This is a genomic window from Xanthomonas rydalmerensis (assembly GCF_033170385.1).
Lineage (GTDB): Bacteria > Pseudomonadota > Gammaproteobacteria > Xanthomonadales > Xanthomonadaceae > Xanthomonas_A > Xanthomonas_A rydalmerensis.
In genome coordinates this window covers 3,391,799-3,418,527 of the sequence record NZ_CP126170.1, presented here as the reverse complement: position 1 = coordinate 3,418,527, position 26,729 = coordinate 3,391,799, and the positions used below count along the sequence as shown (strand labels likewise).

Sequence of the window (26,729 nt, the reverse complement as noted above, 5' to 3'; positions counted from 1 at the left end):
CCCGCGCGCTGGCTCAGGCGCGCCAGTCCGCAGGCGCGGTGCGGCAATCGCCGTCGAACAGGCGGCCGCCGTGCACGGCCAGTTCCTGTTGTGCCAGCGCCAGCACCGGCGCGCGGTCGGCGCTGGCGAACAGTGCGGCGAAGGCCTGGTCGAAGCGCGCGCCCAGGGCAGGGTCCATGCGTGCCAGCAGGCGCGGGACCCACTTGCCGCTGCCGTACCAGTGGCCGCGTCCGCGCAGCGCCAGTTCCGCCAGGTGCGGATGCAGCAGGGCGCCGATCGCGACGATCTCGGCGGCGCTGCGCTCGCCGCACAGGTCGTCGACCAGGTCGGTGATCTCGTAGCGCAGCGCGTCCCGTTGCGCCTGCGTCAGCGGCGGCGGCCCGGCCTGCAGCCGCGCGGCGATCTGGCCTTGCAGGGTGCGTGCGGACTCGGTCGCGGTGCCGACGAGGGTGCCCTCGGCGATCATGTGCAGCAGGCTGGGGCGGCCGCGGGCCGCGTCGTCATCGACGAACCAGGCCAGCGTGCCCGGATCGTGCACGAAGGCTTCGACCGGCACGCCCTCGGCCATGAACGACTCGCGGCGTGCGGCCGGCAGGCTGTCGTAGACCACCACCAGATCGATGTCGGACAGATGCGTGCCTTCGCCGCGCAGGATCGAGCCGGCGGCGAAGCCGAAGGCGGCATCGGCGTAGCGCGTGGACAGCAGCGAGTGCGCGATCGCCAGCGCCTGTGCGGGCGTGGGCAGGGGCGGCATGTCCGGCATCAGCGCAGCACCTGTCGGCGCGGCCAGGACGCGGCCCGGCCGCGGTGCTCATCGGCACGGCAGGGCCGCGGGGCAGGCGAGGGGCATGGTGTCATCGAAGTCCCGGTGACGCGATCGAGGCGGACCAGCGTAGCGTGCCGGCGGGCAATGCGGACGGTCGCGATGACGCTCCAGGCGGGCGGCGCGAACCGCAGCGGCAACACCCGGCCGCACGCAATAAAAAAGGCCGCTGTCGCCAGCGGCCTTTCTTGGTGTCTGCAGCCGAAGTGGCTTACATCGCCACGCGGCGCGCCTGCACGAACTTCTCGCCCCAGTAGCCGGAGGTCAGCGTGTCCACGCGCACGTCCTTGCCACGGCTGGGGGCGTGCAGGAAACGGCCCTCGCCGACGTACAGGCCGACGTGGTCGACGCGGCCCTTGCGGCCGAAGAACACCAGATCGCCCGGCGCCAGCGCGTCGCGGTCCTTGATCAGCTGGGCGTTGGCCTCGCGGGCCATCTCGCGCGACACGCGCGGCAGCTCGATGCCCAGCGCGGTGCGAAACACGTAGCCGACCAGACCGCTGCAGTCGAAGCCCTCGGTGTCCTCGCCGCCCCAGCGGTACGGGGTGCCCAGCAGCGCCATGGCGCGCTTGAGCACCGACTGGACCTTGTCGCCGCCCGGCACCACGCCTTCGCGCGGGACCGGCTGGGACACGTCGTAGTTGGCCAGCAGGCGGCTGATGTCGCCGGCGAACATCGCAGAGCGGTCCATCAGCGGAATGGTGTCGTTGGCGGCCAGGTGCGGCAGCAGGGCGGCCAGCGTGGCGGTGGCGGCGGCGTCGGCCTTGCTGCGCGACGGCCCGGGCGCCTGTGCGGCGGCCGGCTTGGCCGAGGCGGTGGCGATCGGCGTGCTCGCTGCAGCGGTGTTCGCCACGGTGCTCACCGGTGCGGGAGCGGGGGCGACGGTCGCGATCGCTTCCGGGACGACGGTGTCGGCGGGAGCGGACTGGGCCAGGGCCGGGAGGGCCGTGAAACAGAGCGAGGCGGTGCAAAAGAGGCGGAAAGCGGTCCGGCGGGGAACGGCGGTCTTGCCTGGAGAGGTCTGGGCTTCGGTCGTCACGCTTGGATCACAAAATAAAACGATGGGGGATCATGCCTTGTAGACAGAAATAGGAAGTTCAAATAAGGTTAAATTTTCGTAATTATGAATGTGGGCGAAATCACACATCAGCGCAAAACCCGCTTTGCACCGGTGTAATGGTCCCGCCAGTAGGCGCCATCCAGGGAATCCAGGCGCACTGTCCCGCCCGTGCTGGGGGCGTGAACGAAACGCCCTTCGCCGACATAAATTCCGACGTGCGTCACATTCCCTGCGCTCCCGAAGAACACCAGGTCGCCGGTGCTCAGGCGCTGCGGGTCGATCTTCGGTCCCTGCACCGCGGCCAGCTCGCGCGAGGTGCGCGGCAGCCGCAGGTCGAGCATGTCGCGATAGACGTAGGCGACCAGGCCGCTGCAGTCGAACCCGGACTCGGGGGTATTGCCGCCGTAGCGATAGGGGGTGCCGACCAGGCCCAGCGCGCGCATCAGCACCGCATTGGCCGCGCCCGGGTCGGCCGGTTGCACCTGCGGCCACTCGCGCACCGCCACCGGCGCCGGCCGGGTGTGGCGGACCTCGTGGCGTCCACAGGCCGCCAGCGCGGCGGCGCACAGCAGCGGAAGCCACCACGGAAACGCGCGGCGGCCGCGCGGCGAAACTGGCGTGTTGTGCATGGAGCCGGGATAATGCGCGACCTCAGAAGGCCGCCATCATGGCGGCGCTCCCGGCGGCCGACAAGCCGCCCATCCCGTCTGCCCCCGGCAGCCACAGCGCAGAGTGCACATGAAGATCGAAAAAGACCGCGTCGTCCGTTTCCACTACACCGTTTCGGAAGTCGGTCAAGAGCCGATCGAAAGCTCCAAGGACCGTGATCCGCTGGTGATCCTGGTCGGTCACGGCAATATCATCCCGGGCCTGGAGAACGCGATGATGGACAAGGCCGCCGGCGACAGCTTCGGCGTCGACGTGGCCGCCAAGGACGCGTACGGCGAATACCGCGAGGGCCTGAGCCAGCGCGTGCCGAAGAAGCATTTCGGCGCGGCCAAGCTGCAGCCGGGGAGCCAGGTGGTGCTGCAGACCAACTTCGGCCCGCGCGCGGTGACCGTGCAGAAGGTCGGCATGAGCGTGGTCGACGTCGACCTCAACCATCCGATGGCCGGCAAGGACCTGCACTTCGACGTGGAGATCGTCGACGTGCGCGAGGCCAGCGCCGAAGAGATCGAGCACGGCCACGTGCACGGCGACGGCGGCCACCAGCACTGATGGTCCTGGCCGCGGCACCGGTCGCGCCGGTGCCGTCGGCCCTGGCGCCGCGCGCAGCGGTGCCGTCGCGCCGCCGCGGACGCCGGCGGCTCTCCTGATCGCGGCGAGGGACATCGCCGGCCTTCCGTCCGGTGCCGCCTTGGCCACTTCCGCCCCCGTGTTGCAGCCCGTCGCGCCCGCCGAGCGCATCGCCACCCTGGACGTGCTGCGCGGCTTCGCCCTGTTGGGCATCCTGCTGATGAACATCGAGGGCTTCGTCGGTCCGCTGGACGCGGCGATGACCGGCCTGGATCCGGCGCTGCGCGGCGCCGACCGCATCGCCGACGCGCTCGTCTACATCCTGGTGCAGGGCAAGTTCTACACCTTGTTCTCGCTGCTGTTCGGCATGGGCTTCGCGGTGATGGCGCAGCGCGCCGAGACCGCGCGGCGGCCGTTCGGCGGTTTCTTCCTGCGCCGCAGTGCGGGGCTGTTGCTGATCGGCCTGCTGCATGCACTGCTGCTGTGGTCCGGCGACATCCTGGTCAGCTACGCGCTGCTGGCGTTCATGCTGCTGGCGTTCCGCGAGGCGCCCACGCGCTGGCTGCCCGGCATGGCGCTGGTGGTGTATCTGTTCGCGCCGGCGCTGTGGCTGTTGATCGGCGCGGCCGCCACGGCCGCGCAGGCCGACCCGCACGGTGCGGCGCAGTGGCACCGCGACATGGCCGAGCAGGCGCAGCACAGCGCTGCGGCGCTGGCGCAGCAGCGTGAGGTGTTCGGCCACGGCAGCTATGTCCAGGCCACCGCGCAGCGCGCGCGCGACCTGGTCGAATCGCTGAGTGCATTGCTGTTCAATGCGCCGACCATCTTCGGCATGTTCCTGCTCGGCGCCTGGTGCGTGCGCAGCGGCCTGGCTGCGCAGCCGCAGCGCTTCCTGCGGTTGCTCGCCGTGCTGCGCTGGGGCGTGCTGCCGCTGGGCCTGGCGCTGATGCTGCTGAGCTTCCGGCTGGAGCCGTGGATGGACCCGGCGCGGCTGGATCTGCGCCTGACCTGCGCTTATGCCCTGGCCAGTGTCGCCGGCGGCCTGATGGCGCTGGGCTATGCGGCCTGGCTGGTGCGCGCCGCGCCCGCGCTGCAGTGGCTGGCGCCGGCCGGGCGCATGGCGTTGAGCAACTATCTGCTGCAGTCGCTGGTGTGCACGACGCTGTTCTACGGCTATGGCTTCGGCTACTTCGAGCAATTGCCGCGTGCCTGGCAGATCCCGTTCGCGGTCGTGCTGTTCGCACTGCAGGTGGCGCTGTCGCACTGGTGGCTGCAGCGGTTCCGCTTCGGCCCGGTGGAGTGGCTGTGGCGTTCGGCCAGCTATCTGCGCTGGCAGCCCATGCGCCGCCACGCGGTCTGAGCGCAGGCGCGGCGGCGTCCTCACATCTGCCGCGCGGTTGGCCATGGCATGCTCCGCGGCGACCGATGTGAGCGACAGGACCACCGATGGACGATGTCAGAGGCGGACGCATGCCCGCCAGCGATGCCACCCCGCCGCGCGCCGAGCGTGCGCCGTGAGCGCGCCGATCCGCGATTACGACCTGCTGGTGCTGGGCGGCGGTTCCGGCGGCCTGGCCACCGCGTTCCGCGCCGCCAGCCATGGCGCGCGGGTGGCGATCCTGGAGCCGAGTGCGCTCGGCGGCACCTGCGTCAACGTCGGCTGCGTGCCGAAGAAGGCGATGTGGCTGGCAGCGGACCTGGTCGAACGCATCGACCTGGCGCGCGCGGTCGGGTTCGCCATTCCCGAGGCCACGCTGTCGTGGGCGGAACTGGTGGCGCATCGCCAGGGCTACATCGGCAACATCCACGCCAGCTACCGGCGGCGCCTGGATGCCGATGGCGTGGTGCTGATCCCACGGCGCGGGCGACTGATCGATGCGCACACCGTCGAATGCGACGATGGCGTGCGGGTCAGCGCCAATCACGTGGTGATCGCCACGGGCGCGCATGCGGCGCGACCGAACATCGAAGGCGCCGAACTGGGCCTGATCTCCGACGATTTCTTCAATCTGTGCGAGGCACCACCGCGCGTGGCCATCGTCGGTGGTGGCTACATTGCGGTGGAACTGGCCGGACTGCTGCAGGCGCTGGGCAGTCGCGTGGAGTTGTACGTGCAGGGCGAGCGTCTGCTGGAGCGGTTCGACGCGGAACTGGCGCGGCAGCTCGCCGACAATCTGCGCCACCAGGGCGTGCGCCTGCATTTCGGCTACCGCGCCAGCGCCCTGCGTCGCAACGGCGAGGACCTGTGCGTGGTCGACGCGCAGGGACAGGCTGGCGAGACCGTCGATCGGGTGTTCTTCGCGATCGGCCGCCGTCCCAACACGCGCGACCTCGGCCTGGAAGCGCTGGGCGTGCGCCTGGGCGACAAGCACGAGATCGTGGTGGACGCGTACCAGAACACCGACGTGCCGGGGCTGTATGCGATCGGCGACGTGGCCGGCAAGGTCGGCCTGACCCCGGTGGCGATCGCCGCCGGGCGCAAGCTGATGGACCGCGTGTTCGGCGACCGGCCGCAGGCGCGGCTGGACTACGAGAACGTGCCCAGCGTGGTGTTCTCGCACCCGCCGCTCGGCCAGGTGGGGCTGGGCGAGGAGCAGGCGCGCGAGCGCTATGGCGCCGACGCGGTCACCGTGTACCGCAGCAACTTCCGGCCGATGCTGCAGGCGCTGGCCGACTCGCCGCAGCGCAGCCTGTTCAAGCTGGTGTGCGTCGGCGCGGAGGAGCGCGTGGTCGGCATCCACCTGCTCGGCGATGGCGCCGACGAGATCCTGCAGGGCTTCGCGGTGGCGTTGAAGCTGGGCGTGACCAAGCAGCAACTGGAAGACACCGTGGCGATCCATCCGACCTCGGCCGAGGAAGTGGTGCTGATGCGCTGAGGAGGTGAGGCGCTGAGGCGGCGGCGATCCGACGGCTGGCCGACCGTAGCGCCGTAGAATGGCGGCATGCACGTGTCCTCTTCTCCTTGCCGCGGCGCTGCGCGATGAGCGTGCCCGGCGCGCCCACTGCCGTCGCCCCCGTCGCCACACAGGCCAGCCTGGGCGGCGTGTTGCTCGCCGCCGGCGGCGCGATCGCGTTTTCCGGCAAGGCCATCATCGTCAAGCTCGGCTACCGCTACGGCGTCGATGCGGTAACCCTGCTGGCCTTGCGCATGCTGGTGGCGCTGCCGTGCTTCGCGGCGATGGCGCTGTGGGCGGCGCGGCGTGCGCCACCGCTGCAGCCGGGTGATCGCTGGCGCATCGTCGCGCTGGGCGTGCTCGGCTATTACCTGGCCAGTTTCCTGGACTTCCTCGGCCTGGCCTACATCACCGCGACCCTGGAGCGGCTGATCCTGTACCTCACTCCGACCCTGGTGCTGCTGATCGGCGTGCTGCTGTGGCGGCGACGGCCGCAGCGGCGCCAGTTGTGGGCGCTGGCGCTGAGCTATCTGGGCGTGCTGCTGGCGTTCGGTCACGACCTGCGCATCGGCGGCGCGCGCACCGCCTGGGGCAGCCTACTGGTGTTCGGCAGCGCACTGGCCTATGCGGCGTATCTGGTCGGCAGTGGCCAACTGGTGGCGCGGGTCGGCGCGGTGCGACTGACCGCCTATGCCAGCCTGGTTGCCTGCGCGCTGTGCATCGCCCAGTTCCTGCTGCTGCGGCCGCTGCACGCGCTGGCCTTGCCGGCGCCGGTCTATGCGCTGTCGCTGCTCAACGGCACGCTGTGCACGGCGGTGCCGGTGCTGGCGACGATGCTGGCGGTGCAGCGCATCGGCTCTGCGCTGGCGTCGCAGATCGGCATGCTCGGCCCGGTCTCGACCATCGTGCTCAGCGTGTTGCTGCTGGGCGAGGCGATGGGGCCGTGGCAGATCGCCGGCACCGTGCTGGTGCTGGTCGGAGTGCTGCTGGTGTCGCGTCCCGTGCGGGCGCAGCCGGCATGAGTGCACGGCGGTTGCCCGCAGCGGATGCCTCGGCGCCGGTCGCGACGATGACGGCGGCCGAGGCGCATGCGCGGATCCTGGTAACGATCCGGGCGATTCCACAGGGGCAAGTGCGCGGCTATGGCGAAGTGGCGATGCTGGCCGGCTTGCCGGGACGCGCGCGCCTGGTCGCACGCCTGCTCGGCGGCAACGCCGACGCCACGCTGCCCTGGCACCGGGTGCTGCGCAGCGACGGCCGCATCGCCTTTCCGGAAGGCTCGCCTGGCTACCGCGAACAATGCCGACGCCTGCGCGCCGAAGGCGTGGTGGTGCAGAGTGGACGGGTGAAGCGTGCGCCGGCGCCGGTGCGCGATCTCGATGCCGAGGTGTGGGGGCCGCGGTAGCGACACTCACGAGAACTGCGGCGTCCGGTCCCCCATACGGGAGAAAGAGGCCGGATTCAGGTGGTGGCTTATAGCCCCTTTCCCTCCGGGAGAGGGGTTGGGGTGAGGGTCGGGCGCGAAGCGCATGCGGTGTTTCAGCTGCGCGAGGCTGCGCCCGTACCCTCATCCGCCCCTTCGGGGCACCTTCTCCCGACGGGAGAAGGGGTACAAGTCCCTCTCCCTCCCGGGCGAGGGGTTGGGGTGAGGGTCGGGCGCGAAGCGCAAGCGATGTTTCAACTGCACGAGGCTTCGCCCGTACCCTCATCCGCCCCTTCGGGGCACCTTCTCCCGGCGGGAGAAAGGGGGATACAAGCCCCTCTCCCTCCGGGAGAGGGGTTGGGGTGAGGGTCGGGCGCGAAGCGCATGCGGTGTTTCAACTGCACGAGGCTTCGCCCGTACCCTCATCCGCCCCTTCGGGGCACCTTCTCCCGACGGGAGAAAGGGGGATACAAGCCCCTCTCCCTCCGGGAGAGGGGTTGGGGTGAGGGTCGGGCGCGAAGCGCATGCGGTGTTTCAGCTGCGCGAGGCTGCGCCCGTACCCTCATCCGCCCCTTCGGGGCACCTTCTCCCGACGGGAGAAAGGGGGATACAAGCCCCTCTCCCTCCGGGAGAGGGGTTGGGGTGAGGGTCGGGCGCGAAGCGCATGCGGTGTTTCAACTGCACGAGGCTTCGCCCGTACCCTCATCCGCCCCTTCGGGGCACCTTCTCCCGACGGGAGAAGGGAGTACAAGCCCCTTTCCCTCCGGGCGAGGAGTTGGGGTGAGCGTCGGGGTGCGAAGCGCAGGCGATGTTTCGGCAAGGAGTCTCCGGCGAGCGGCTATGATGGGGACAGTTGCCACGGACCCGACCATGTTTCCCAGACTTCCGCCCGTCACCCAAGCGCTGCTGATCGGCAACGTCGTGGTGTTCCTGCTGCAGATGCTGCTCGGCACGGACACGTTCTCGCCCTTCATGCTGTGGCCGATCGGTGCCTTCGATGCGTTCTCGCCGGGGGAGAACTTCCAGCTCTGGCAGTTGCTGACCTACGGCTTCCTGCATGGCAGTTTCTCGCACCTGTTGTTCAACATGCTGGCGCTGTACATGTTCGGCGGGCCGCTGGAGCAGACCTGGGGCAACAAGCGCTTCCTGACCTACTACCTGGTCTGCGTGGTCGGTGCCGGCCTGTGTCAGTTGCTGGTCGGCTGGTGGATGCTCAGCAACGGCAGCGAGCCGTATCCGACGCTGGGCGCCTCCGGCGGCATCTTCGGCCTGCTGCTGGCCTTCGGCATGCTGTTCCCGAACCAGCGGGTGGTACTGCTGTTCCCGCCGATCCCGATGAAGGCGCGGACCTTCGTCATCGTGTTCGGTGCGCTGGAACTGCTGCTGGGCTTTACCGGCTGGCAGCCGGGCGTGGCGCATTTCGCGCATCTGGGCGGCATGCTGTTCGGCTGGCTGATGATCCGCTACTGGCGCGGCCAGCCGCCGTTCGGCAAGCGCAAGCCGCCGCGCCCGCGCATCGTGCGCTGAGCGCAGCGACCGCATAGGCAAGTGCAACTCCACGCGGCGCGCGCGGGGCAATCGGCTTTTCCCTTCTCCCGTCGGGACCATGGCCCCCTTTTGCGGGGGAAGGTGCCCCGCAGGGGCGGATGAGGGTACGGGCGAAGCCTCGCATTGCCGGCGCGGCGCATGCGCTACGCGCGCAGTACCCTCAACCCAACCCCCGCTTCGCGCCCCGGCCCGCGCTTGCGACGCGGGCGCTCCAGGGCACGCGCGCCAGTGGCGCGCACGCCGTGCCCTGTCGCCCCGGTAGGAGAGGGGCAATCAATTTTTCACCGCAAGGCCGTTGCTGCCTGCTGTGCATCGCCGGCACAGTAGCCGATGCATTTTCCCCACCCCTGAACGCACGACGGCGCGGTTGCCCGCGCCGTCGTGCTGTGTGCCTGGCCGGCGGCTAGCGCCGACACCGGTTCACGGCCACAGGTGGATCTGTTCGGCCTCGCTGCGCACCATCGGCTGGCCCGGCTTGCAGGTGAAGGTCGCGGCGAAGGCGGGCAGGTTGGCCAGCGCGCCGTTGGTGCGCCAGCGGCCCGGTGCGTGCACGTCGGCGGTGACCCGCTGCACGGCGTCGGTCGGCGACAGCTGCTGCGCCCACAGGCCGGCCCAGGCCTTGTAGAACGCCTGCTTGCCGGCCTCGCTGGCCGCCGGCTGCGCCGCGCTGTAGGCCTGCCAGGCCAGTTCGACGCTGCCGATGTCGGTCAGGTCCTCGTCCTGGGTCAGCGGGCCGTTGACCTTGGCGCCCTTCACGCCGGGGAAGTCGTAGGCGCCGTACTGGGCGGCGGTACGGGCGGCCAGCGCGTTCCAGGCGCTCTTGTCTTCCGGCGTCCACCAGTTGCGCAACTGGCCCTGCGCGTCGACCAGGCTGCCCTTGCTGTCGATGGCGCCGATCAGTTCGTGCGCGACCATCGCGCCGTAGGCGCCGTACAGCGCCGCGCCGTCGCTGCCGGCCGCATACACGGGCGGCTGCAGCACCGCGGCGGTGACGATCAGACGGTTCTGCGCGAGGTCGTAGGTCAGCGCCGGCTGCTGCGGCAGCACGTCCCAGCGGCGGTCGGCGTTGCCCTTGCCGATGCGCTTCATCTCCTCGCGGTGGCGCCAGGTGGAGGCGATCAGCATGTTGCCGCCGAAGCTGCCGCGGCCCATCGGCTGCAGGGTGTAGTCGAGGTCGCGGCGCGGTGCACCGATCTCGATCTTCAGCGCGGCCAGCTTGGCCTGTGCCTCGGTGCGCGCCGGCTCGCTCAGCCAGGTGCTGCGCTTGACCGCGGCGATCTGCGCGTCCCGGATCTGGCCGGCGATGGTCTCGGCCTGGCGGCGGGTGTCGGCCGACAGGTAGCGCGCCACGTACTCGCGGCCCAGCATCGGGCCGGCGGCGACGTTGATCGCGTCCAGCACCTGCGCCCAGCGCGGCGGCGGCGCGACCTGGCCCTGCAGCACGCGGCCGCGGAACTCGAAGCTGGCGTCGCGGAAGCTCTTGGACAGGTACGGCGCCATCGCATCGCCCACGCGCCAGCGCAGGTAGGCCTTCCACTGCTCGGGCTTGATGCTGACGATCATGCCGTCGAGCTGCTTGAACATGTCCGGGTCGGCCATCGACACCAGGTCGTCGTTGACGCCCTGCGCCTTGAGGAAGGCGTCGAGCTGCAGGTTGCGGTACTGCTTGTTCAACTCCTTGGTCGAGATCGGCGCGTAGTTGTTGAACGGGTTGTTGATGCCGGCCAGCGACTTGGCGCTGCGCGCCAGCGCGGTCTCGATCTGCAGCACCGACTGGGCGTCGGCCTCGAGCCGGTCGGCCGGGGTGCCGGTCAGGGTCAGGATCTGCTTGACGTAGGTACGGTAGCGGCCCATCAGCGCCATGGTGTCGGCGTCGGTGCGGGTGTAGAAGGCCGGGTCGGGCAGGCCCATGCCGCCCTGCATGAAGTAGCCGATGTGGCGGTCCAGCGCCTTCAGGTCGACGTCGGCGCCGAAGTTGAACGCGACCGGGATGCCGATCTGGTGCAGCGCGGCGATCGAGGCCGGTACGTCCTTGGCCTTCTTGATCGCATCGATGCGGCCGAGCAGCGGCGCGATCGGGTTGGAGCCGTCCTTCTCCACCGCGGCCTCGTCCAGGCCGCTGGCCCAGAAGTCGCCCAGCGCCTTCTGCACCGCGTTCTGCGGCGACTGCATGGAGGCGTCGAGCAGGTCGCGCTGCTGTTGCTGCGCACGCTCGGCGAGCTGGCCCAGCGCGGTGACCGCGCCGGTCTGCGGCACCGGGTTCTGCTTCAGCCAGTCGGCGTTGGCATCGTCGTAGAAGTCGCTGCAGGCGGCGCTGATCGGCGGGGCCTTGGGCGCGGCGGCGCGCTTCTTCTTGGGCGCGGCATCGGCGGCGGAGGCGAGGGCGATCAGGCCGAGGGCGACGGCGAGGGCAAGCGGACGGGCATTGGGCATCGGGAACGCATCCGGTCAGGATTAAAGTCGGCGGAGTTTAACAAGCCGCGGTGTGCAACTGTGGCGATGACGCGCGTGCAGGTCCCAACCGGATTCAGCGAGAGACGCCGGTAACCACGGGCGCCGGTGGTTGGGCAGGGCGGGCGGCGCAGCGCCGCCGCTGTCGCAGGCCGGCAGCCACGCAAAGAAAAGGCCCGGACATGCCGGGCCTTTTCGCGAGACGACGGTGACGCTGTCGCTTACCAGATCACCACGCGCTTGTCGCCGCTGCGCACCATCGGCGTGCCCGGCTTGCACTGGAACGCGGTGGCGAAGGCCTCCAGGTTCGACGGCGCGCCGATCGCGCGGAACTGCGCCGGGGCGTGCGGGTCGGTGGTCAGGCGCACCATCGCGTTCTGCGGGGTGTACTTGGTGCGCCACACGGTGGCCCAGTTGATGAAGAAGTTCTGGTCGCGGGTCATGCCGCCGACCTTCGGGTCGTCCTTGCCCTCGGTGGCCTTCTTCATGGCGTCGTAGGCGGTGGTGATGCCGCCCAGGTCGGCGATGTTCTCGCCCAGGGTCAGCTTGCCGTTGACGTGCTTGCCGTCGACCTCGTACCCGTCGAACTGCTGCACCAGCTTGCCGGTGAGCGCGGAGAACTTCTTGGCGTCGGCCGGGGTCCACCAGTTCTCGAAGTTGCCGGTCGGCCCGAAGCGCGCGCCCTGGTCGTCGTAGCCGTGGGTCATCTCGTGGCCGATCACTGCGCCGATGCCGCCGTAGTTGAACGCGTCGTCGGCCTTGGGGTCGAAGAACGGCGGCTGCAGGATCGCCGCCGGGAACACGATCTCGTTCTGCAGCGGGTTGTAGTAGGCGTTGACCGTCTGCGGGGTCATGCCCCACTCGGTCTTGTCCACCGGCTTGCCGATCTTGCCCAGGTTGTACTTGTAGTTGAACGCGGTGGCGGCGCGCACGTTGTCCAGGTAGCTGTCGCGCTGGGTGCTCAGGCTGGCGTAGTCGCGCCACTTGTCCGGGTAGCCGATCTTCGGGGTGAAGGTCTTCCACTTCTCCAGGGCCTTGGCCTTGGTCTCGTCGCTCATCCAGGTCAGCTTCTCCAGGCGCGCCTTCAGCGCCTGGCTCAGGTTCTGCACCAGTTGCTGCATCTTGGCCTTGTCGTCGGCCGAGAAGGCGACCTTGACGTACATCTGGCCCATCGCCTCGCCGGCGCCGTTCTCGATGCTGCCGAGCACGCGCTTCCAGCGCGGCTTCATCTCCGCCTGGCCGTTGAGTTCCTTGCCGTAGAAGGCGAAGTTTTCCTGCGCGAAGGCATCGCTCAGGTACGGCGAGGCGCTGTCCACAGTGTGGAAGCGCAGGTAGGCGCGCCACACCGACGGGTCGGTGTCGCCCAGCGCCTTGCTCACTTCCTGGTGGAAGGCCGGGATCGCCAGCGAGAACTTCTCCGGCACGGCCACGCCCTGCGACTCGAAGAACTTGGTCCAGGGGAAGTTCGGGGTCAGCTTGTCGGCATCGGCCGGGGTGACCGGGTTGTAGGCCAGTTCGGCGTCGCGCGAGAGCTGCTCGCTGGACTTGGACACCTTGGCCAGGCGGGTTTCCAGCGCCACCACGTCCTGCGCCTGCTTGGCCGCGTCGGCGGCCGGCACGCCGGCCAGTTCCAGCACCTTGGCCACGTGCGCCTGGTAGGCCTTGAGCTTGTCCTGCTTGTCGGCGTCGACGTAGTAGCTGCGGTCGGGCAGGCCGAGGCCGCCCTGCATGGCGTAGGCCATGTTCATCGTCGAGTTCTTGAAGTCGGCCTCGGCACCGAAGCCGAACAGGCCGTTCTCGCCCTTGGCCGCGCTCTGGCGCAGGTACTCGGCGATCGCCGGGCCATCCTTGAGGCCGTCGATCGCGGCCAGGTCGGCCTTCAGCGGCTCGATGCCCTGGGCGTTGATCTTGGCTTCGTCCATGCCCGAGGACCAGAAGTCGCCGACGATCTTTTCCACGCCCTGCGGGTTGGCCGCGGCGGCGGCCTGTTCGGCCAGCTGGTGCTGCACGGCCACCGAGCGCTCGTCCAGGATCGAGAATGCGCCCCAGCTGCTGCGGTCCTTGGGAATTTCGTTGGCGGCCAGCCACTTGCCGTTGACGTAGCCGTTGAAGTCGTCGCAGGCGTTCTTGCTGGCGTCCAGGTCGTTGACGCTGAACGCGTTGTAGGCCGGCAGCTTGCTGGTGTCGAGCTTGAGCTCGGCCGGCGCCGCAGCGGCGGCCGGGGCGGCGGTTTCGGGCTTGGCGGCATCGGCTGCGGGGGCGGCATCGTCGTGCTTGCCGCAGCCGCTCAGCGCGGTGCTCACGGCCAGGGTCAACAGCAGCATCTTGGGATTGCGAAGGGTCACAGGCAGGCTCCAGGCCAACGTGGATAAAAGGATGGCCCGCTCGGGCCGTGGCGAGACTCTACGCCGCCGCGGGAGGTTTCAGGGGTGTCGAAGGTCATGGGCGGCCCCGGCATTGGACCATGAGAGGGCATCCCCGCCTGCCGGTCGGCAGGCACGCCGGCACTGGCTTACCATGCGGCCATGACCCGCGAACCGCCATGCGATGCCCTGATCGTGGGGGCAGGCCACAACGGCCTGGTCTGCGCCGCCTACCTGGCGCGGGCCGGCTGGAAGGTGACCGTGCTGGAGCGGCGCGGTGTGGTCGGCGGCGCCGCGGTCACCGAGGAGTTCCACCCCGGCTTCCGCAACTCGGTGGCGTCCTACACGGTGTCGTTGCTGCAGCCCAAGGTGATCGCCGATCTCGACCTGGCCGGGCACGGCCTGCGCATCGTGCCGCGCCGGCGCAACAACTTCCTGCCGCTGCCGGACGGGCGTTATCTATTGACCGGCGCCGGCCACACCCAGGCCGAACTGGCCAAGTTCTCCGCGCGCGATGCCGCGCGCCTGCCGGCCTACGAGGCGCGGCTGGAGGGCATCGCCGACGTGCTGCGCGCGCTGGCGCTGCAGCCGCCGCCCAACGTCACCGACGGCGGCTGGCTGCAGGCGCTGCCCGAACTGCTGCGCGCCGGCCGCCTCGGCCGCCGCCTGCATGCGCTGGATGCGGAGCTGCGCCAGGACCTGCTGGACCTGTTCACCATCTCCGCCGCCGAGTATCTGCAGCGCTGGTTCGAGAGCGATGCGGCGCAGGCGCTGTTCGGCTTCGACGGCATCGTCGGCAACTACGCCAGCCCGTACACGCCGGGATCGGCCTACGTGCTGCTGCACCACGTGTTCGGCGAGAGCAATGGGGTGAAGGGCGCCTGGGGCCATGCGCTGGGCGGCATGGGCGCGATCACCCAGGCCATGGCCCGCGCCGCGACCGCGGCCGGCGCACGCATCCGCACCGATGCCGGCGTGCGCGAGATCCTGGTCGAGGGCGGGCGCGCGGTCGGCGTGGTCACCGAGCAGGGCGAGCGGGTGCTGGCGCGGCACGTGGTCGCCAACGTCAACCCCAAGCTGCTGTACGAACGCCTGCTCGATCCGGCGCACGTGCCGGCCGCCACCCGTGAGCGGATGGCGCACTGGCGCTGCGGTTCGGGCACGTTCCGCATGAACGTGGCGCTGTCGCAGTTGCCCAGCTTCAGTGCGCTGCCGGGACCGGGCGACCACCTCACCGCCGGCATCGTGCTGGCGCCGAGCCTGGACTACATGGACCGCGCGTACCTCGACGCGCGCCGGCACGGCTGGTCGCGCGAACCGATCGTCGAACTGCTGGTTCCCAGCACGCTGGACGACAGCCTGGCACCGCCTGGCCAGCACGTGGCCAGCCTGTTCTGCCAGCACGTGGCGCCGCAGTTGCCGGACGGGCGCAGTTGGGACACGCACCGCGACGAGGTCGCCGACCTGATGATCGCCACCGTCGAACGCTACGCGCCGGGCTTCGCCGCCTCGGTGCTGGGCCGGCAGGTGCTGAGTCCGCTGGACCTGGAACGTACCTTCGGGCTGATCGGCGGCGACATCTTCCATGGCGCGCTGAGCCTCAACCAGTTGTTCAGTGCGCGCCCGATGCTCGGCCAGGCGGCGTACCGCGGCGCGATTCCCGGCTTGTTCCTGTGCGGCTCCGGCACCCATCCCGGCGGCGGCGTGACCGGCGCGCCCGGCCACAACGCAGCGATGGCGCTGTTGCGCGGCTGAGCGGCGACCCACCCCCGGCGGCATGGCAAAAAAAAGCCCTGGCATGGCGACCAGGGCGAGGGAAAGGCGCAGCGCGTGCAGCGCGCCGCGCAGGCCACGACGGCGCGCCGTGGCGTTGTCTGGGCTCCGGTTCAGGGCGCGCCGGCCTGTGCGGATGCGTCGGATGGTGCCGCGGAACCGCTCAGATGCGCGTCGAAGAACGCCAGCATCCTGGTGTAGAGGTTGAGGTTGTTGTCTTCCTTGTAGAAGCCGTGGCCTTCGCCGGATTGCACGATCACGCCTTCGGGCGGATGCCCGCCGTCCTGCAATGCCTTGGCCAGTGCCTCGGTGTGTTCCGGCGGGCAGCGATCGTCGCGGGCGCCGGCGGCGAGGTAGATCGGCAGCGTCAGCGCCTGCACGTGGTTGATCGGCGACATCCGCTCCTGCTCGGCGCTGCTGCTGCCGAACGCGCGCAGCAGGTAGCGCCTGCCGCTCTCGCTCTTGCTGGTGTCGCTGAGCCGCAACTGGAGCTTGGCGTCGTACATGCCGACGTAGCCGAACGCGCAGCGGAACAGGCCCGGCGCGCGCACCGGCGCCATCATCGCCGCGTAGCCGCCGAAGCTGCCGCCGTAGATGCAGATGCGCGATTTGTCGACCAGGCCCTGCTGGATGGCGTACTGGGTGCCGTCGACGATGTCGTTGAGGATGCCGCCGTCCCACTGCCCGTAGGCGCGGTCCATGAACGCCTTGCCGAAGCCGCCGGAGCCGCGATAGTTGAGTTGCAGGGTGGCGTAGCCGCGGCTGGCGAACAGTTGCGCCTCGGAATGGAAGCCCCAGGTGTCGCGCGGCCCCATCGGCCCGCCGTGCACGTTGACGATCAGCGGCAGTTGCCTGGCCTGCGCGCCGGCCGGCACGGTGAGGTAGCCGTGGATGCGCAGCCCGTCGCGGGCGGTGAACTGGATCGGCATGATCGTGGCCATCTTCGCCGCGTCGATCCACGGCCGGCTCTTCATCAGGAAGCGGGCCTTGCCGGTGGCACGTTCGTACAGGTACAGCTCGCCCGGATTCTGGTCGCTGCGCACGCTAACCACGATCGTGTCGCCGTTGCGGGTGGCGCTGGCGAAGTCGACGTACTGGCCGGGAAAGGCCGCGGCCAGGCTGGCGTACAGCGCCGCATCCGGATGCGCCTCGTCGATCAGCTTGACCTGCGGCGCGCCGGCCTCGGTGACCACCGCCAGCGCGGTGTCCGAGCCGTCGGTGGCGTTGATGGCGCGCGCGACCTCGCTGGTGGGATCCTGGAACAGCGAAACGAAACGCCCGCTCTGCGGATCCAGATAGCCGAACGCACCGGGCGCCTTGCCGTCGTCGCGGGTGGCGTAGACGCGGCCGTTGGCGGTGGACCAGGCGATGTCCAGGCGCGCGCCGTCGGCCTTGCTGGCATTGATCAGTTCCCACGTGCCGTTCTTCAGCGCGTACACCTCGCTGTGGCTGTCGTAGCCGGTGTCCTCATCCTTGTCGCTCTGGCAGGTGGCGAAGGCCGGCTGCTTGGCGGCGTCCAGGGCGATGGAGCAGTTCGCCTTCGGCGCGCGGCCCAATGGTTTGCGCCGCCCGCTGAGCGTGTCGATCATCACCACTTCGGTACCGGCGCCTTCCGAGGAGCGCGGGTAGCGCACCTGCATGACCACGTTCTGCTCGTCGTCGCGCAGCGTGTCGAGCAGGGCGAAGGATTCGCGGCCCACGCTCTTGCCGCGCTGGGTGACGCCCTGCGTGCCGTATTCGATCAGGGTGCGCGGCTGGCCGCCGTCGGCGTCGACGGCGAACCACTCGCCGGTGCCCATCGGCCGCTCGAACGAACCGACCTTCTTGACCGCGGTGAACAGCAGCCGCTTGCGGCTGGTCCAGTAGAACGCGCCCACGCTCTTGCCGTCCGGCAGCACGTTGACCTTGATCGGCTTGAGGTCGCGCGTGCCGAGCACGGTCAGCACGTCCTGCTCGCCGCGGTCGACGGTCAGCGCCAGGTATTGGCCGTCAGGCGAAATCTTCACCGCGCTGTAGGTGGGGCGCTTGACGAAATCCGCAATGGGCGAAGGAGCGGCTGCGGCGATACCGCCGAGCAGGCACAGGCCCAACGCACAGAAAGCAACGCGTCGTTTCACGAGAATCCCTCTGCATGATTGCACACAGCGAGAGCCCGGATGCCGGGCTCTCGCTGACCTTCCTTGCGGGTGGCGCGGCTCAGCGGAAGCGGTACTGGAACTCCGCCGCCACTTCGCGGCCATACGGGCTGTAGGCGCGCCAGAAGTACGGATACGTGTTGTAGCCGCTGTCCTTCGGGTGGGTCTTGTCGAACACGTTGTTGACGTAGAAGTTGACCGTCAGCTTGTCGGTCAGCTTCTTGCCCACGTTCGCGTTCCAGATGAAGTACGGCGCGATGCGGCCGCTCTCCTGCCAGTTCGGTAGGCTGCCGTAGCGGATCATGAACACCGCTGCCTGCCAGTCGTTCTTCTGCCAGGTCGCGGTGGTGCGGATGCGGCTGCGGAAGTCGAAGTTGCCCAGGTCGTCGCGGTAGTCGAGCACCGGGTCGCCCTTGAACTCGGCCGACTTCTGCTCGAGGGTGTGCGAGTAGCCCACCTGGAAGCGGAAGTCGCCCAACCGGTCGGTGTCGAGGCGGTAGTCCAGCGATGCATCGATGCCCTTGGTGCCGAGGAAGGCGCGGTTGATCGGACCGCGACGGATCTCGGTGATCTGGCCGTCGTTCGGCGTGCCCGGCGCGCTGAGGCGGCTGACCCGCGACAGCATGTCGTTGCAGAACGCCGAGCCCGGCGCACCCAGGGTGAACGGGTTGCGGTTGCGGGTCAGTCCGGTCACGCAGCCGGCTTCGCCGTCGAGGATGTAGGTGGAGGTGATGTCGGCCACCACGTTCTTCAGGCGAATGTCGTAGTAGTCGGCGGTGACCGACAGGCCGTCGATCACGTCCCACACGAAGCCGGCGGTCCACGAAGTGCCGGTTTCCTCGGACAGGGCGGTGGTGCCCTGGCGCACGCCATAGGCGGTGTAGTTCACCGTGGTGTCCGAGGCCGGGCACTGCGCCGCGGCGCGGCCGCTTTCCAGGCAGCGACGGGTGTCGAAGATGCTGGAGAATGTGCCGCTGCGATCGGCGAACACGTAATGCAGGTCCGGCGCGCGGAAGCTGGTGGAGTAGGAGCCTCGGAACAGCAGGTTGTCCAACGGACGCCATTCCAGGCCGGCATTCCAGGTCTTGGCGTCGTCCACCGCGGTGACGTCGTCGTACTTGTCCAGGCGTCCGGCCAGGTGCGCCTTCAGCGAACTGAGGATCGGAATCGACAGCTCCACGCCCAGCGCATAGCGGTCGCGCTTGCCGCCGCCGCCGGTGCCGGTGAGGTTGTACGGACGGTCGGCGCCGGTGTAGTCGGGCAGGATGCGCGGGTCGGCGTTGAGCTTGTACTCCTGCTGCGAGGCTTCGACGATGCCGGCGAAGCCCAGCGCGCCGGCCGGCAGCTCGAACAGGTCGCCGGAGAGGACGAAGCTGCCCTGGTTGACGTGCGAGTTGGCGTCGGTCTTGACCGTGGTGCTCAGCGCCGCGAACTCGTCCGGGGTCAGTGCGCTGTAGTAGCGCTGCTGGTTCAGGCGATACACCGGATAGGAGACGCCGCCGACCACGCGGGTGCCCAGCTGCTGGCCGAGAAAGTAATCGTTGACCGCCGACGCCACCAGGCGCGGCCGGTCGACCTTGACCTTGTACTCGGCGCGCGACAGGGTCAGATCCCAGTCGAAGCGCTCGCCCCACTTGCCGCGCAGGCCGGCGGCGAAGTCGTAGGACTTCTCCTTGTTGCGCGCCATCAGGTGGTCGACGCCGCCGGCTTCCTGCGGGGCGAACACGCGCTGCGCGTCGACCAGCGCGTTGAAGCCGGGATCGAACCACAGCGCACCGCTGGTGCGGCCGGACCAGAACTGGGTGCCCGAGGTGTACTTGGACTCGGACGACCAGGCCTGCAGGCTGGCCCAGCCCTGCATGCCGCCGTCGAAATCGAAGGTGCCGTAGGCGTAGCCGGACAGGTCGTTGTTCTCGTTGCGGATGGTCTGGTAGGCCGGATCCTTGAAGGTGCCGCAGGCCTGGCCGAGGTTGGTGATGGCGCCGGCGGCGCTGGCGCTGCGGTAGTTCCAGCGCACCCACTCGTCGCCCAGCTGTTCGCAGGCGCCGGCCGGCGGCGCGAAGTAGGAGTTGGTGGTCGAGCCGGTACGGCGGCGCACGCGCATGGTGCCGGTCGGCTGGATGCCGACGAAGTCCGGCGGCAACGGATTGTCCAGCGTCGAATCCATGAAGTCGCGCTGGTAGCCGTACAGCGGCTCGCCAGCGGTGTACTCGAAGGCGTAGGTCAGGCTCCAGCGGTCGCCGGTCTTGCCGCCGATCCACTGGAAGTCGCCCGTGTCGCCGCCGCCGCGGGTCAGGGTGCTGCCGCGCAGCTTGACCAGGTCGCCCTCGTAGTTGGTCTTGAGGATGATGTTGACTACGCCGGCGACCGCGTCGGAGCCGTAGATGGCCGAGGCGCCGCCGGCGAGGATCTCGATGCGGTCGACCGCCGCGGCCGGGATGTTGCCGAAGTTGGCGAAGTTGCTCTGGCCGTTGTAGGGCAGCGGGTAGTCCGCGGCGCGGCGGCCGTTGATCAGCAGCAGGGTGCGGCCGGGGCCGAGCCCGCGCAGGTTGATCACGCTGGCGTTGGGGGTGAAGCCGCCCTGGAACAGCTCGTTCTGGGTGGAGCCGGACGCCTGGGTGAGCGTGCTCAGCGCGTCGAAGACGGTGTTGAAGCCTTCGCGCTCGATCTGGGTGGCGGAAATGATGGTGACGGGCGAGGGACCCTCGACCTCGGTGCGCTGGATGCGCGAGCCGGTCACGGTCACCTTGTCCAGCGTATGCGCCTTGGCGCCGGTGGCCTCGGTCAGTTGTTCCGTTTCAGATTCCTGGCTCGGGTTCTGGCTTTGCGCCAGCGCCGGTGCGACAGGCAGGGCCAGAATGGCGGACACAGCAACGACCAGAAGACTCCGCTTGGGAGTCGGTGCTTTGACTGACATTGACAAATTTCCCCTTGATGCATGTGCAGTACCCGGGTCCCTTCCTGGACAGGTACGTGTAGAGAGTGTGAGGTCCGTTTCACGTTTCTTGACCGTAGCATGAACGAATCGGAAAAGTAACGAAAAATTTGCGTTACATGACATGTTTTTGAAGCGGGCTTGCTGTAAAGGGAGCCTCGGCGTGTCGCTCGCTTGGGCCACGTGTGGCACAACCCCTTGTCGTGAGGTGTCTGGACCTGCGCAGGTGTCGTTTCGCACCGCTGCGGCTGCACGCGTCAGTCGCGGGCGGAAGATGCCGCACATGCACGCGAATGCTGCGCTGCGGTCATAATCGGAGACTGCCGTGCGTGCCTGCATGCCGCCGCGGCCAGCCTTCCAGGGGAGAGTCGGGCGCATCCATGAGCGAACAGGTTCAGCTCTACAACCAGGCCATCGCGGCGCTCAACCGCAGCGACTGGCCGCACGCGCTGCGGATCGCGCAGCATCTGCTGCAGGCCTTGCCGCAGCATCCGGGCGTGCATTTCGTCGCCGGCGTGGCGGCGCTGGAACTGCAGCAGATGCAGGTCGCGGCCATGCACCTGCACCAGGCGGCGACCCTGAATCCCGAGCGCGCCGACTACGCGGCGCAACTGGCGCGGGTGCTGGCGATGGGACGGTTCCTGCAGGATGCGCACCGGTTCGCCGATCACGCGATGGCGCTGCAGCCCACCGATGCGCATACCCTGGACACGCTGGGCGTGGTCTACAGCCAGGTCAACGAACATGCCGCGTCGCTGCAGGCGTTCGCGCGTGCGGTGCAGGCCGCGCCGCAGCAGGCCAGCTTCCGCTACAACCTGGGAACCTCGCTGCTGTTCTCCGGCAGGCTGCAGGAGGCCGAGGCCGAGTACCGCGCCTGTCTGGCGCTGGAGCCGCGCTACTGGAAGGTGTATCTGTCGCTGTCGCAACTGCGCAAGTGGACGCCGGAGGAGAACAACCTGGCGCTGCTCGAGGCCGCACTGGCGTCGGCCGGCGACGATCCCGACGCGGTGCTGTACCTGAACCTGGCGCTGGCCAAGGAGCACGAGGACCTCGGCGATTACCGCGCGGCCTTTCGCGGCTATGTGCAGGGCAAGTCGGTGCACAAGCGGGCGCGCGGCTACACCTCCGAACGCGATGCGCGCCTGTTCGAGGCCCTGCATCGGAGCTTCCGCGCCGACGACGCGCCGGTGGCGGGTTTCGAGAGCGAGGAACCGATCTTCGTGATCGGCATGCCGCGCAGCGGCACCACGCTGGTGGACCGGATCCTGTCCAGCCATCCGCAGGTGCACTCGGCGGGCGAGCTGCAGAACTTTTCGGTGGTGCTCAAGCGCCTGACCGGCACGCCGTCGCCGGAGATCCTCGACGAAGCCACGCTGAGCCAGGTGCAGGGACTGGACTGGCGTGCGCTCGGCCGCGGCTATGTCGAATCCACGCGCCCGGGCACCGCACTGAAGCCGCGCTTCGTGGACAAGCTGCCGCACAACTTCCTCTATGCCGGCCACATCGCGCGCGCCTTGCCGAAGGCGAAGATCGTGTGCCTGCGGCGCGATCCGATGGACACCTGCCTGAGCAACTTCCGCCAGCTGTTCGCGCTGTCGTCGCCGTACTACGACTATTCCTTCGACCTGATGGACGTCGGCCGCTACTTCCTGATGTTCGACCGGCTGATGGCGCACTGGAACGAGATGCTGCCGCAGCGCATCCTGCAGGTCGACTACGAGGACCTGGTGACCGCGCAGGAGCCGACCACTCGGCGGCTGCTGGACTTCTGCGGCCTGCCCTGGGACGAGGCCTGCCTGCACTTCGAGCAGAACCAGGCGCCGGTGGCCACCGCCAGCGTGGTGCAGGTGCGCACGTCGATGACGCGTTCCTACATGGGCCGCTGGCAGCGCTACGGCGAGGATCTGCAGGAACTGAAGGCGTTGTTGGCGGCGTTCTATCCGTAAAAGCCTGGGCCAGCCGCTAGGCTGATCCCCGCCGATTCCATGAGCTGTCGCGCTGGCGGCCGCATCCGGCGCGCGCGCCTACGCGCGCTGCATTCGTGGCGCGTGACGACCAATACGCGTTTTGCATTGCGTCCTGACTGTGGCGACGCTGCCGCAATGCGCCTGGCCGGCGTCGCCTAGTCCAGATCGGTCTGAATCCAGGTCGGCGAATGATGGATGTCCATCGTCTGCAGGCGGCCGGGACCCAGGTTCTCGAATCGGTGCGGCACGCCGGCGGGGCCGAAGACCACCTCTCCAGCCGCGGCCTCGAGCGTGCTGTCGCCGACGAAGAAACGCGCACGTCCGACCAGGACCACGAAGGTCTCGTCGTACGGATGGACATGGCGCGGCGGGCCATCGCCGATCGCATCCGTGCCGTAGGTCAGCACGGTGACCGCGCCGCCCAACGCGGCGCCGGCGACGACGCCGTGCCACGGCGGCGGCGTGTCCGCGTCGAACAGCCGTGCCTGCGTGGCCGGCCGCCCATCCGCGGCGAAGGTGGCGGGATCGAAGTCGCGACGTGGCATTGGCTGCTCCATGAAACGTAGTGCGCCATCAGGGGATGCCGACGCGGATGCTCCGCGTCGGCGACGATGGATCGGCTGGGCGCGATTACATCATGGGCGATTGGTGCTGGCTGACACGATATCGGAACGCTGCCGTGCGCAAACCGCGCGAGCCTTACGGAGCTTGTCTAACGCGCAAGAGGGATTGGCGTCTGCGCTGACCTGGACGGCTGCGCAGGCCGCGAAGGCGAGGCAAAAAAAAGCCCACCCTTGCGGGTGGGCTCCATGTCTACCTGCGCGTCGGCTTACTTGCCGAACGAGTAACGCATTTCCAGGTAGTAGGCACGGCCGTACACGTCGAAGTTGTAGTTGTTGTACGCCCACTGCGCGCTGCCCAGGTAGGTCGGGTCGAGCGGGGGCATCTTGTTGAACACGTTGGTCACCATCAGCGACAGCTCCATGCCCTCGAACGCCTTGTAGGTGACACTGGCGTTATGGGTGATGTGCGAAGGCAGCTTGCCTGCGCCATCGGCGCCGTACCCCTTGATGCTGACCGTCGGGGCATAGTTTGGAGTCTTGTCGAACCAGTTCGCGTACCAGGTGGTCGAGAACTTGCCGATGTCCCAGGTCAGCGAGGCGTCGGCCTTGCGCTTCGGATCGGTGCTCCAGTACGGATCGTTCAGCAGATCCACCGGCGTGTCGCCCTTGTAGCGCACGGACTTATGGCGCAGGTTCTCGCTGTAGCTGGCGATGGTGCTGAGATCGCCCCAACGGCCCAGGTCGTAGCCGTAGCGGAACGAGGCGGTGACCGCCTCCAGCTTCTGGTTGGAGACGTTGATCTTTGGCGTGTAGATGTTGGTGATCTGGCCGGCCGCATTGCGTGTCACCTGCGACGCTGTCTGCTCACACAGTGCAGAATTGGCATCGTCGATGCCGGCGCGGCAGCGGTAGTCTTGCAGGCTCAAGCCATCGGCGCTCTGCTGGGTCACTTCATCATTGATGTCCCAGTTGAGGTAGTCGACGGTCAGCGCCATGCGGTCCACCGGCGACCACACGAAGCCGGCGCTCCACACATCCGCATTGATCGGCTTCAGGTCCAGGCTGCCGGACTGCGTACCGCGGAACTGACGGCTGGAGTACGCCTGCGGGCAGTTGTCGGTATTGCCCGGCAGGTAGCCGCGCTGCGCGCACTGGTAGTAGTCGACGACGCTGTTGTAGTAGCCGCTCTGGCCCTGGTACAGATCGGACAGGGTCGGTGCGCGGAACGCGGTGCCGTACTTGCCGCGCAGCAGCAGGGTCTCGAACGGACGGTATTCCAGCGAAATGCCGTAAGTCGGCTTGTCGATGGTGCGACCGCTGGCCTTGTACGCGTCGTAGCGCCCGGACAGGGTGATGGTCAGGGGATCGAACACCGGCATGCGCAGTTCCGAGGTCAGCGCGTAGCGGTCGCGCTGGCCGCCGCCGGCCACCGAGGTCAGGCCCCAGACTTCGCCATTGAGGATCACCGGATCCGGCGCGTAGTCCCACTTCTGCTTGCCGTATTCGCCGACCACGGCCAGGCCGGCGTCGCCGCCGGGCAGGCTGAACAGCTTGGTATTAGTGGCCTGCACGCGGAACATGCCGTCGGAGGTCTTGCTCTTGTTGGTGGCCTGGCCGGTGAAGCTGGCGAAGTCCGCCTGACTGATCGGCGAGTAGAACGCCGCATAGTTCGGCGAATACACCGGGTAGGCGCCGTACAGCGGATCCAGGCCGAGCTGCGGACCCAGCACACGGTTCACGAAGAACTGGTCGATCGCGTTCTTGTAGCGGACCAGCTGGCGCTCCTCCAACTTGTACTGGGTGTAGGTGACGCCGGCATCGTAGTCCCAGTTCGACTGGCCGAGCTGGCCCTGGGCGCCAAAGGTCACGCGCACCGAGTCGCTCTTGTCGCGGCTCATCGTGTCCTTGATGCCGTTGATGCCCATTTCTTCCGGGGCGAACGAGCGCTGCAGGTTCAGTAGGTCGCCCACCTTCGGATCGTAGTAGTAGCCGAAATCAGCGGCGGTGCCCCACCAGATGTAGTTGGAGCCGGAGTTGTACTTGACCTCTTCGTGGCTGTAGAGCACATCGCCATACAACTGGACGTTGTCGTTCAGGTCATGGGTACCATGGATATAGGCCTGCAGCGACTTGGTGCCGCTGTCCAGGGTGCGGTAGCCCGGCGTGAACTTGGAACCGCAGTAGTAGGTGTCGCCGAAGCCTGGACGCTGCTGCAACCCCTCGGTACCGCCGAACAGGCCGGACACATTGCCGCACCTGGCTGGATCCAAGAACTTGTAGCTGGTGAACGGGCTGTAGACCAGGAAATCGCGGCTCGCCAGCTGGGGGGTGGTGCCCTGGGTATTGAACTGCTTGGTCTGGTCGCGCTGGTAGGCCCAGATCGGATCCTTCTCTTCGTACTGCACGCCGCCCAGGATGCTGGTGCGCCCATCGGCCGAGGTCCAGCCGTCGGCGAAGGTGGTGCGGAAGTTGCTGCCGCCGCCCTCGGAGAAGCCGCCGCCGCGGATGCTGAACACCGCGCCGTCCATCTTCTTCTTGAGGATGACGTTGATCACGCCGGCGATCGCGTCGGAGCCGTACAGCGACGACTGGCCGCCCGGCAGGATTTCGATGCGGTCGACCAGGTCGATCGGAATGCCGCTGATGTTGTTGAACGTGTCGCTACCGTTGTACAGCGCCGGATAGTTCGACATCGGACGGCCGTCGATCAGGTACTTCACGTAGCCCGGCGGCAGGCCGAACAGGCTCACCGTCTTCGCGCCCTGGGTGAAGGTGCCCGAGCTCTGCCCGCCCTGCACGCCGCCGGTGGCGAACGAGCTCTTCTGCAGCACGTCGGCGACGGTGCTGAAGCCGCGCGCCTTGATCTCTTGAGCGCTGATCGTGGTGACCGGAGTGGCGACCTCGATCTCGGTCTGCGGAATCAGCGAGCCGGTGACGGTGATCTTGTCGAGATTCGTCGCCTTGTCGGTCTTGTCATCGGTCGTGGCGTCCTGCGCGAAGGCGGCGAACGCGGCCGGAACAAGCATGGCGGAGGCCAGTGCGGCACTCAGGTGGCTGTGCTTGAAACTACGAGTATGACGAGCAGTCATCTTTCTCTATCCCCGAAAATCAATCGATAAGGCGAGGGGCCTCGTGCCGCGACATGTGCCTTGAAAGTGGGGTCGCATCCTGCGACCAACCCAAACGTAACACGGACTTAACGAAGTTTGTACGTGGCTGTCACTTTTTTCGTCTACAAGCGAAAAGTGCGGCGATCGGGCAGGAAACGTCGGCAAACGCCGGGTCCTAGCGCCCGCGTAGACAAATTTCGCGCTGCTTTGCACCATTACGGGGCGTTGCTTGTACAGGTTGCTGACTGGCGTGGCGTCGGCGGCGGCCAGGCGTTGGAAGGCTTGCGCCAACTGGGATGGAGAGACTGCCTGCCGGCGCGGCACAGGCGCCTGCGCACCATTTCGGTGAGTACGTTTCTCCATCGTGGGGCGTGGGACTGCGGACTGTCCCGTCAGCGGCGTGGTGCGCCTCGATCCCGGCGTCCGTGTCGCGGGTGACCCTGGCGAG

General features: G+C 68.4%; 17 protein-coding genes. 8 read left to right on the top strand and 9 right to left on the bottom strand.

What is annotated here, in order from left to right; genetic code table 11:
• Positions 1-13: 13 nt before the first annotated feature.
• The 3 genes from QN245_RS14290 to QN245_RS14280 all read right to left on the bottom strand — a co-directional run bounded on the left by QN245_RS14290 (position 14) and on the right by QN245_RS14280 (position 2,512).
• Positions 14-754, bottom strand: a complete 741-nt coding sequence (locus QN245_RS14290; protein ID WP_317843482.1) for a nucleotidyltransferase domain-containing protein — start codon at positions 752-754, stop codon at positions 14-16.
• A 280-nt stretch (positions 755-1,034) separates the two neighbouring features.
• Complete coding sequence (locus tag QN245_RS14285; protein ID WP_425612868.1) at positions 1,035-1,862, bottom strand: C40 family peptidase; 828 nt, start codon at positions 1,860-1,862, stop codon at positions 1,035-1,037.
• 107 nt (positions 1,863-1,969) lie between these two features.
• The gene (locus QN245_RS14280) at positions 1,970-2,512 is read right to left on the bottom strand and encodes a C40 family peptidase (protein ID WP_167087536.1); all 543 of its coding nucleotides are present in this window, start codon (positions 2,510-2,512) and stop codon (positions 1,970-1,972) included.
• Positions 2,513-2,621: 109 nt separating this feature from the next.
• Here QN245_RS14280 and QN245_RS14275 point away from each other — a divergent pair, with 109 nt between their 5' ends.
• From QN245_RS14275 to QN245_RS14250, 6 genes are all read left to right on the top strand, one after another.
• Positions 2,622-3,101 (top strand): FKBP-type peptidyl-prolyl cis-trans isomerase, encoded by a 480-nt coding sequence (locus QN245_RS14275; protein WP_160968337.1) that lies wholly within the window; start codon positions 2,622-2,624, stop codon positions 3,099-3,101.
• A gap of 157 nt (positions 3,102-3,258) precedes the next feature.
• Complete coding sequence (locus QN245_RS14270; RefSeq protein ID WP_317845370.1) at positions 3,259-4,479, top strand: DUF418 domain-containing protein; 1,221 nt, start codon at positions 3,259-3,261, stop codon at positions 4,477-4,479.
• A gap of 154 nt (positions 4,480-4,633) precedes the next feature.
• Positions 4,634-5,995 carry a glutathione-disulfide reductase gene (gorA, locus tag QN245_RS14265; RefSeq protein WP_317843481.1) on the top strand — a complete coding sequence of 454 codons (1,362 nt, stop codon included), beginning with the start codon at positions 4,634-4,636 and terminating at the stop codon, positions 5,993-5,995.
• A gap of 104 nt (positions 5,996-6,099) precedes the next feature.
• The gene (locus QN245_RS14260; RefSeq protein ID WP_317843480.1) at positions 6,100-7,035 is read left to right on the top strand and encodes a DMT family transporter; all 936 of its coding nucleotides are present in this window, start codon (positions 6,100-6,102) and stop codon (positions 7,033-7,035) included.
• Positions 7,032-7,418 carry an MGMT family protein gene (locus tag QN245_RS14255; RefSeq protein WP_317843479.1) on the top strand — a complete coding sequence of 129 codons (387 nt, stop codon included), beginning with the start codon at positions 7,032-7,034 and terminating at the stop codon, positions 7,416-7,418. Before QN245_RS14260 ends, QN245_RS14255 begins: the two co-directional genes overlap by 4 nt.
• Before the next feature lie 888 nt (positions 7,419-8,306).
• Entirely contained in the window at positions 8,307-8,963 is a 657-nt protein-coding gene (locus QN245_RS14250) for a rhomboid family intramembrane serine protease (protein ID WP_160968345.1), read from the top strand.
• A 441-nt stretch (positions 8,964-9,404) separates the two neighbouring features.
• Here QN245_RS14250 and QN245_RS14245 read toward each other — a convergent pair whose 3' ends face one another.
• Positions 9,405-11,417, bottom strand: a complete 2,013-nt coding sequence (locus tag QN245_RS14245; protein ID WP_167087538.1) for a M13 family metallopeptidase — start codon at positions 11,415-11,417, stop codon at positions 9,405-9,407.
• 239 nt (positions 11,418-11,656) lie between these two features.
• Positions 11,657-13,759, bottom strand: a complete 2,103-nt coding sequence (locus QN245_RS14240) for a M13 family metallopeptidase (RefSeq protein ID WP_317845369.1) — start codon at positions 13,757-13,759, stop codon at positions 11,657-11,659.
• A 201-nt stretch (positions 13,760-13,960) separates the two neighbouring features.
• On the opposite strand from QN245_RS14240, the gene QN245_RS14235 reads away from it, so the two are divergent.
• Positions 13,961-15,553: a phytoene desaturase family protein gene (locus tag QN245_RS14235; protein ID WP_317843478.1), complete on the top strand. Its 1,593-nt coding sequence runs from the start codon at positions 13,961-13,963 to the stop codon at positions 15,551-15,553.
• Between the two features lie 131 nt (positions 15,554-15,684).
• Here QN245_RS14235 and QN245_RS14230 read toward each other — a convergent pair whose 3' ends face one another.
• Positions 15,685-17,688: an alpha/beta hydrolase family protein gene (locus QN245_RS14230; RefSeq protein WP_317843477.1), complete on the bottom strand. Its 2,004-nt coding sequence runs from the start codon at positions 17,686-17,688 to the stop codon at positions 15,685-15,687.
• Between the two features lie 79 nt (positions 17,689-17,767).
• Positions 17,768-20,575, bottom strand: coding sequence for a TonB-dependent receptor plug domain-containing protein (locus QN245_RS14225; RefSeq protein ID WP_317843476.1), 2,808 nt, complete (start codon positions 20,573-20,575; stop codon positions 17,768-17,770).
• A 446-nt stretch (positions 20,576-21,021) separates the two neighbouring features.
• Between QN245_RS14225 and QN245_RS14220 the strand changes: the two genes are divergently transcribed.
• The gene (locus QN245_RS14220; protein WP_317843475.1) at positions 21,022-22,587 is read left to right on the top strand and encodes a tetratricopeptide repeat-containing sulfotransferase family protein; all 1,566 of its coding nucleotides are present in this window, start codon (positions 21,022-21,024) and stop codon (positions 22,585-22,587) included.
• Between the two features lie 176 nt (positions 22,588-22,763).
• Here the strand turns inward: QN245_RS14220 and QN245_RS14215 are convergent, their stop codons facing one another.
• The gene (locus tag QN245_RS14215; protein WP_184449277.1) at positions 22,764-23,153 is read right to left on the bottom strand and encodes a cupin domain-containing protein; all 390 of its coding nucleotides are present in this window, start codon (positions 23,151-23,153) and stop codon (positions 22,764-22,766) included.
• 284 nt (positions 23,154-23,437) lie between these two features.
• Complete coding sequence (locus QN245_RS14210; RefSeq protein WP_317845368.1) at positions 23,438-26,197, bottom strand: TonB-dependent receptor plug domain-containing protein; 2,760 nt, start codon at positions 26,195-26,197, stop codon at positions 23,438-23,440.
• Positions 26,198-26,729: the final 532 nt, after the last annotated feature.

What these genes read in the sequence shown, in the direction of transcription:
- QN245_RS14290 (WP_317843482.1), bottom strand. Translation starts at nt 754, where the DNA reads ATGCCGCCCCTGCCCACGCCCGCACAGGCGCTGGCGATCGCGCACTCG.
- QN245_RS14280 (WP_167087536.1), bottom strand. Translation starts at nt 2,512, where the DNA reads ATGCACAACACGCCAGTTTCGCCGCGCGGCCGCCGCGCGTTTCCGTGG.
- QN245_RS14240 (WP_317845369.1), bottom strand. Translation starts at nt 13,759, where the DNA reads ATGCTGCTGTTGACCCTGGCCGTGAGCACCGCGCTGAGCGGCTGCGGC.
- QN245_RS14275 (WP_160968337.1), top strand. Translation starts at nt 2,622, where the DNA reads ATGAAGATCGAAAAAGACCGCGTCGTCCGTTTCCACTACACCGTTTCG.
- QN245_RS14235 (WP_317843478.1), top strand. Translation starts at nt 13,961, where the DNA reads ATGACCCGCGAACCGCCATGCGATGCCCTGATCGTGGGGGCAGGCCAC.
- QN245_RS14250 (WP_160968345.1), top strand. Translation starts at nt 8,307, where the DNA reads ATGTTTCCCAGACTTCCGCCCGTCACCCAAGCGCTGCTGATCGGCAAC.
- QN245_RS14215 (WP_184449277.1), bottom strand. Translation starts at nt 23,153, where the DNA reads ATGCCACGTCGCGACTTCGATCCCGCCACCTTCGCCGCGGATGGGCGG.
- QN245_RS14210 (WP_317845368.1), bottom strand. Translation starts at nt 26,197, where the DNA reads ATGCTTGTTCCGGCCGCGTTCGCCGCCTTCGCGCAGGACGCCACGACC.
- QN245_RS14260 (WP_317843480.1), top strand. Translation starts at nt 6,100, where the DNA reads ATGAGCGTGCCCGGCGCGCCCACTGCCGTCGCCCCCGTCGCCACACAG.
- QN245_RS14255 (WP_317843479.1), top strand. Translation starts at nt 7,032, where the DNA reads ATGAGTGCACGGCGGTTGCCCGCAGCGGATGCCTCGGCGCCGGTCGCG.
- QN245_RS14220 (WP_317843475.1), top strand. Translation starts at nt 21,022, where the DNA reads ATGAGCGAACAGGTTCAGCTCTACAACCAGGCCATCGCGGCGCTCAAC.
- QN245_RS14245 (WP_167087538.1), bottom strand. Translation starts at nt 11,417, where the DNA reads ATGCCCAATGCCCGTCCGCTTGCCCTCGCCGTCGCCCTCGGCCTGATC.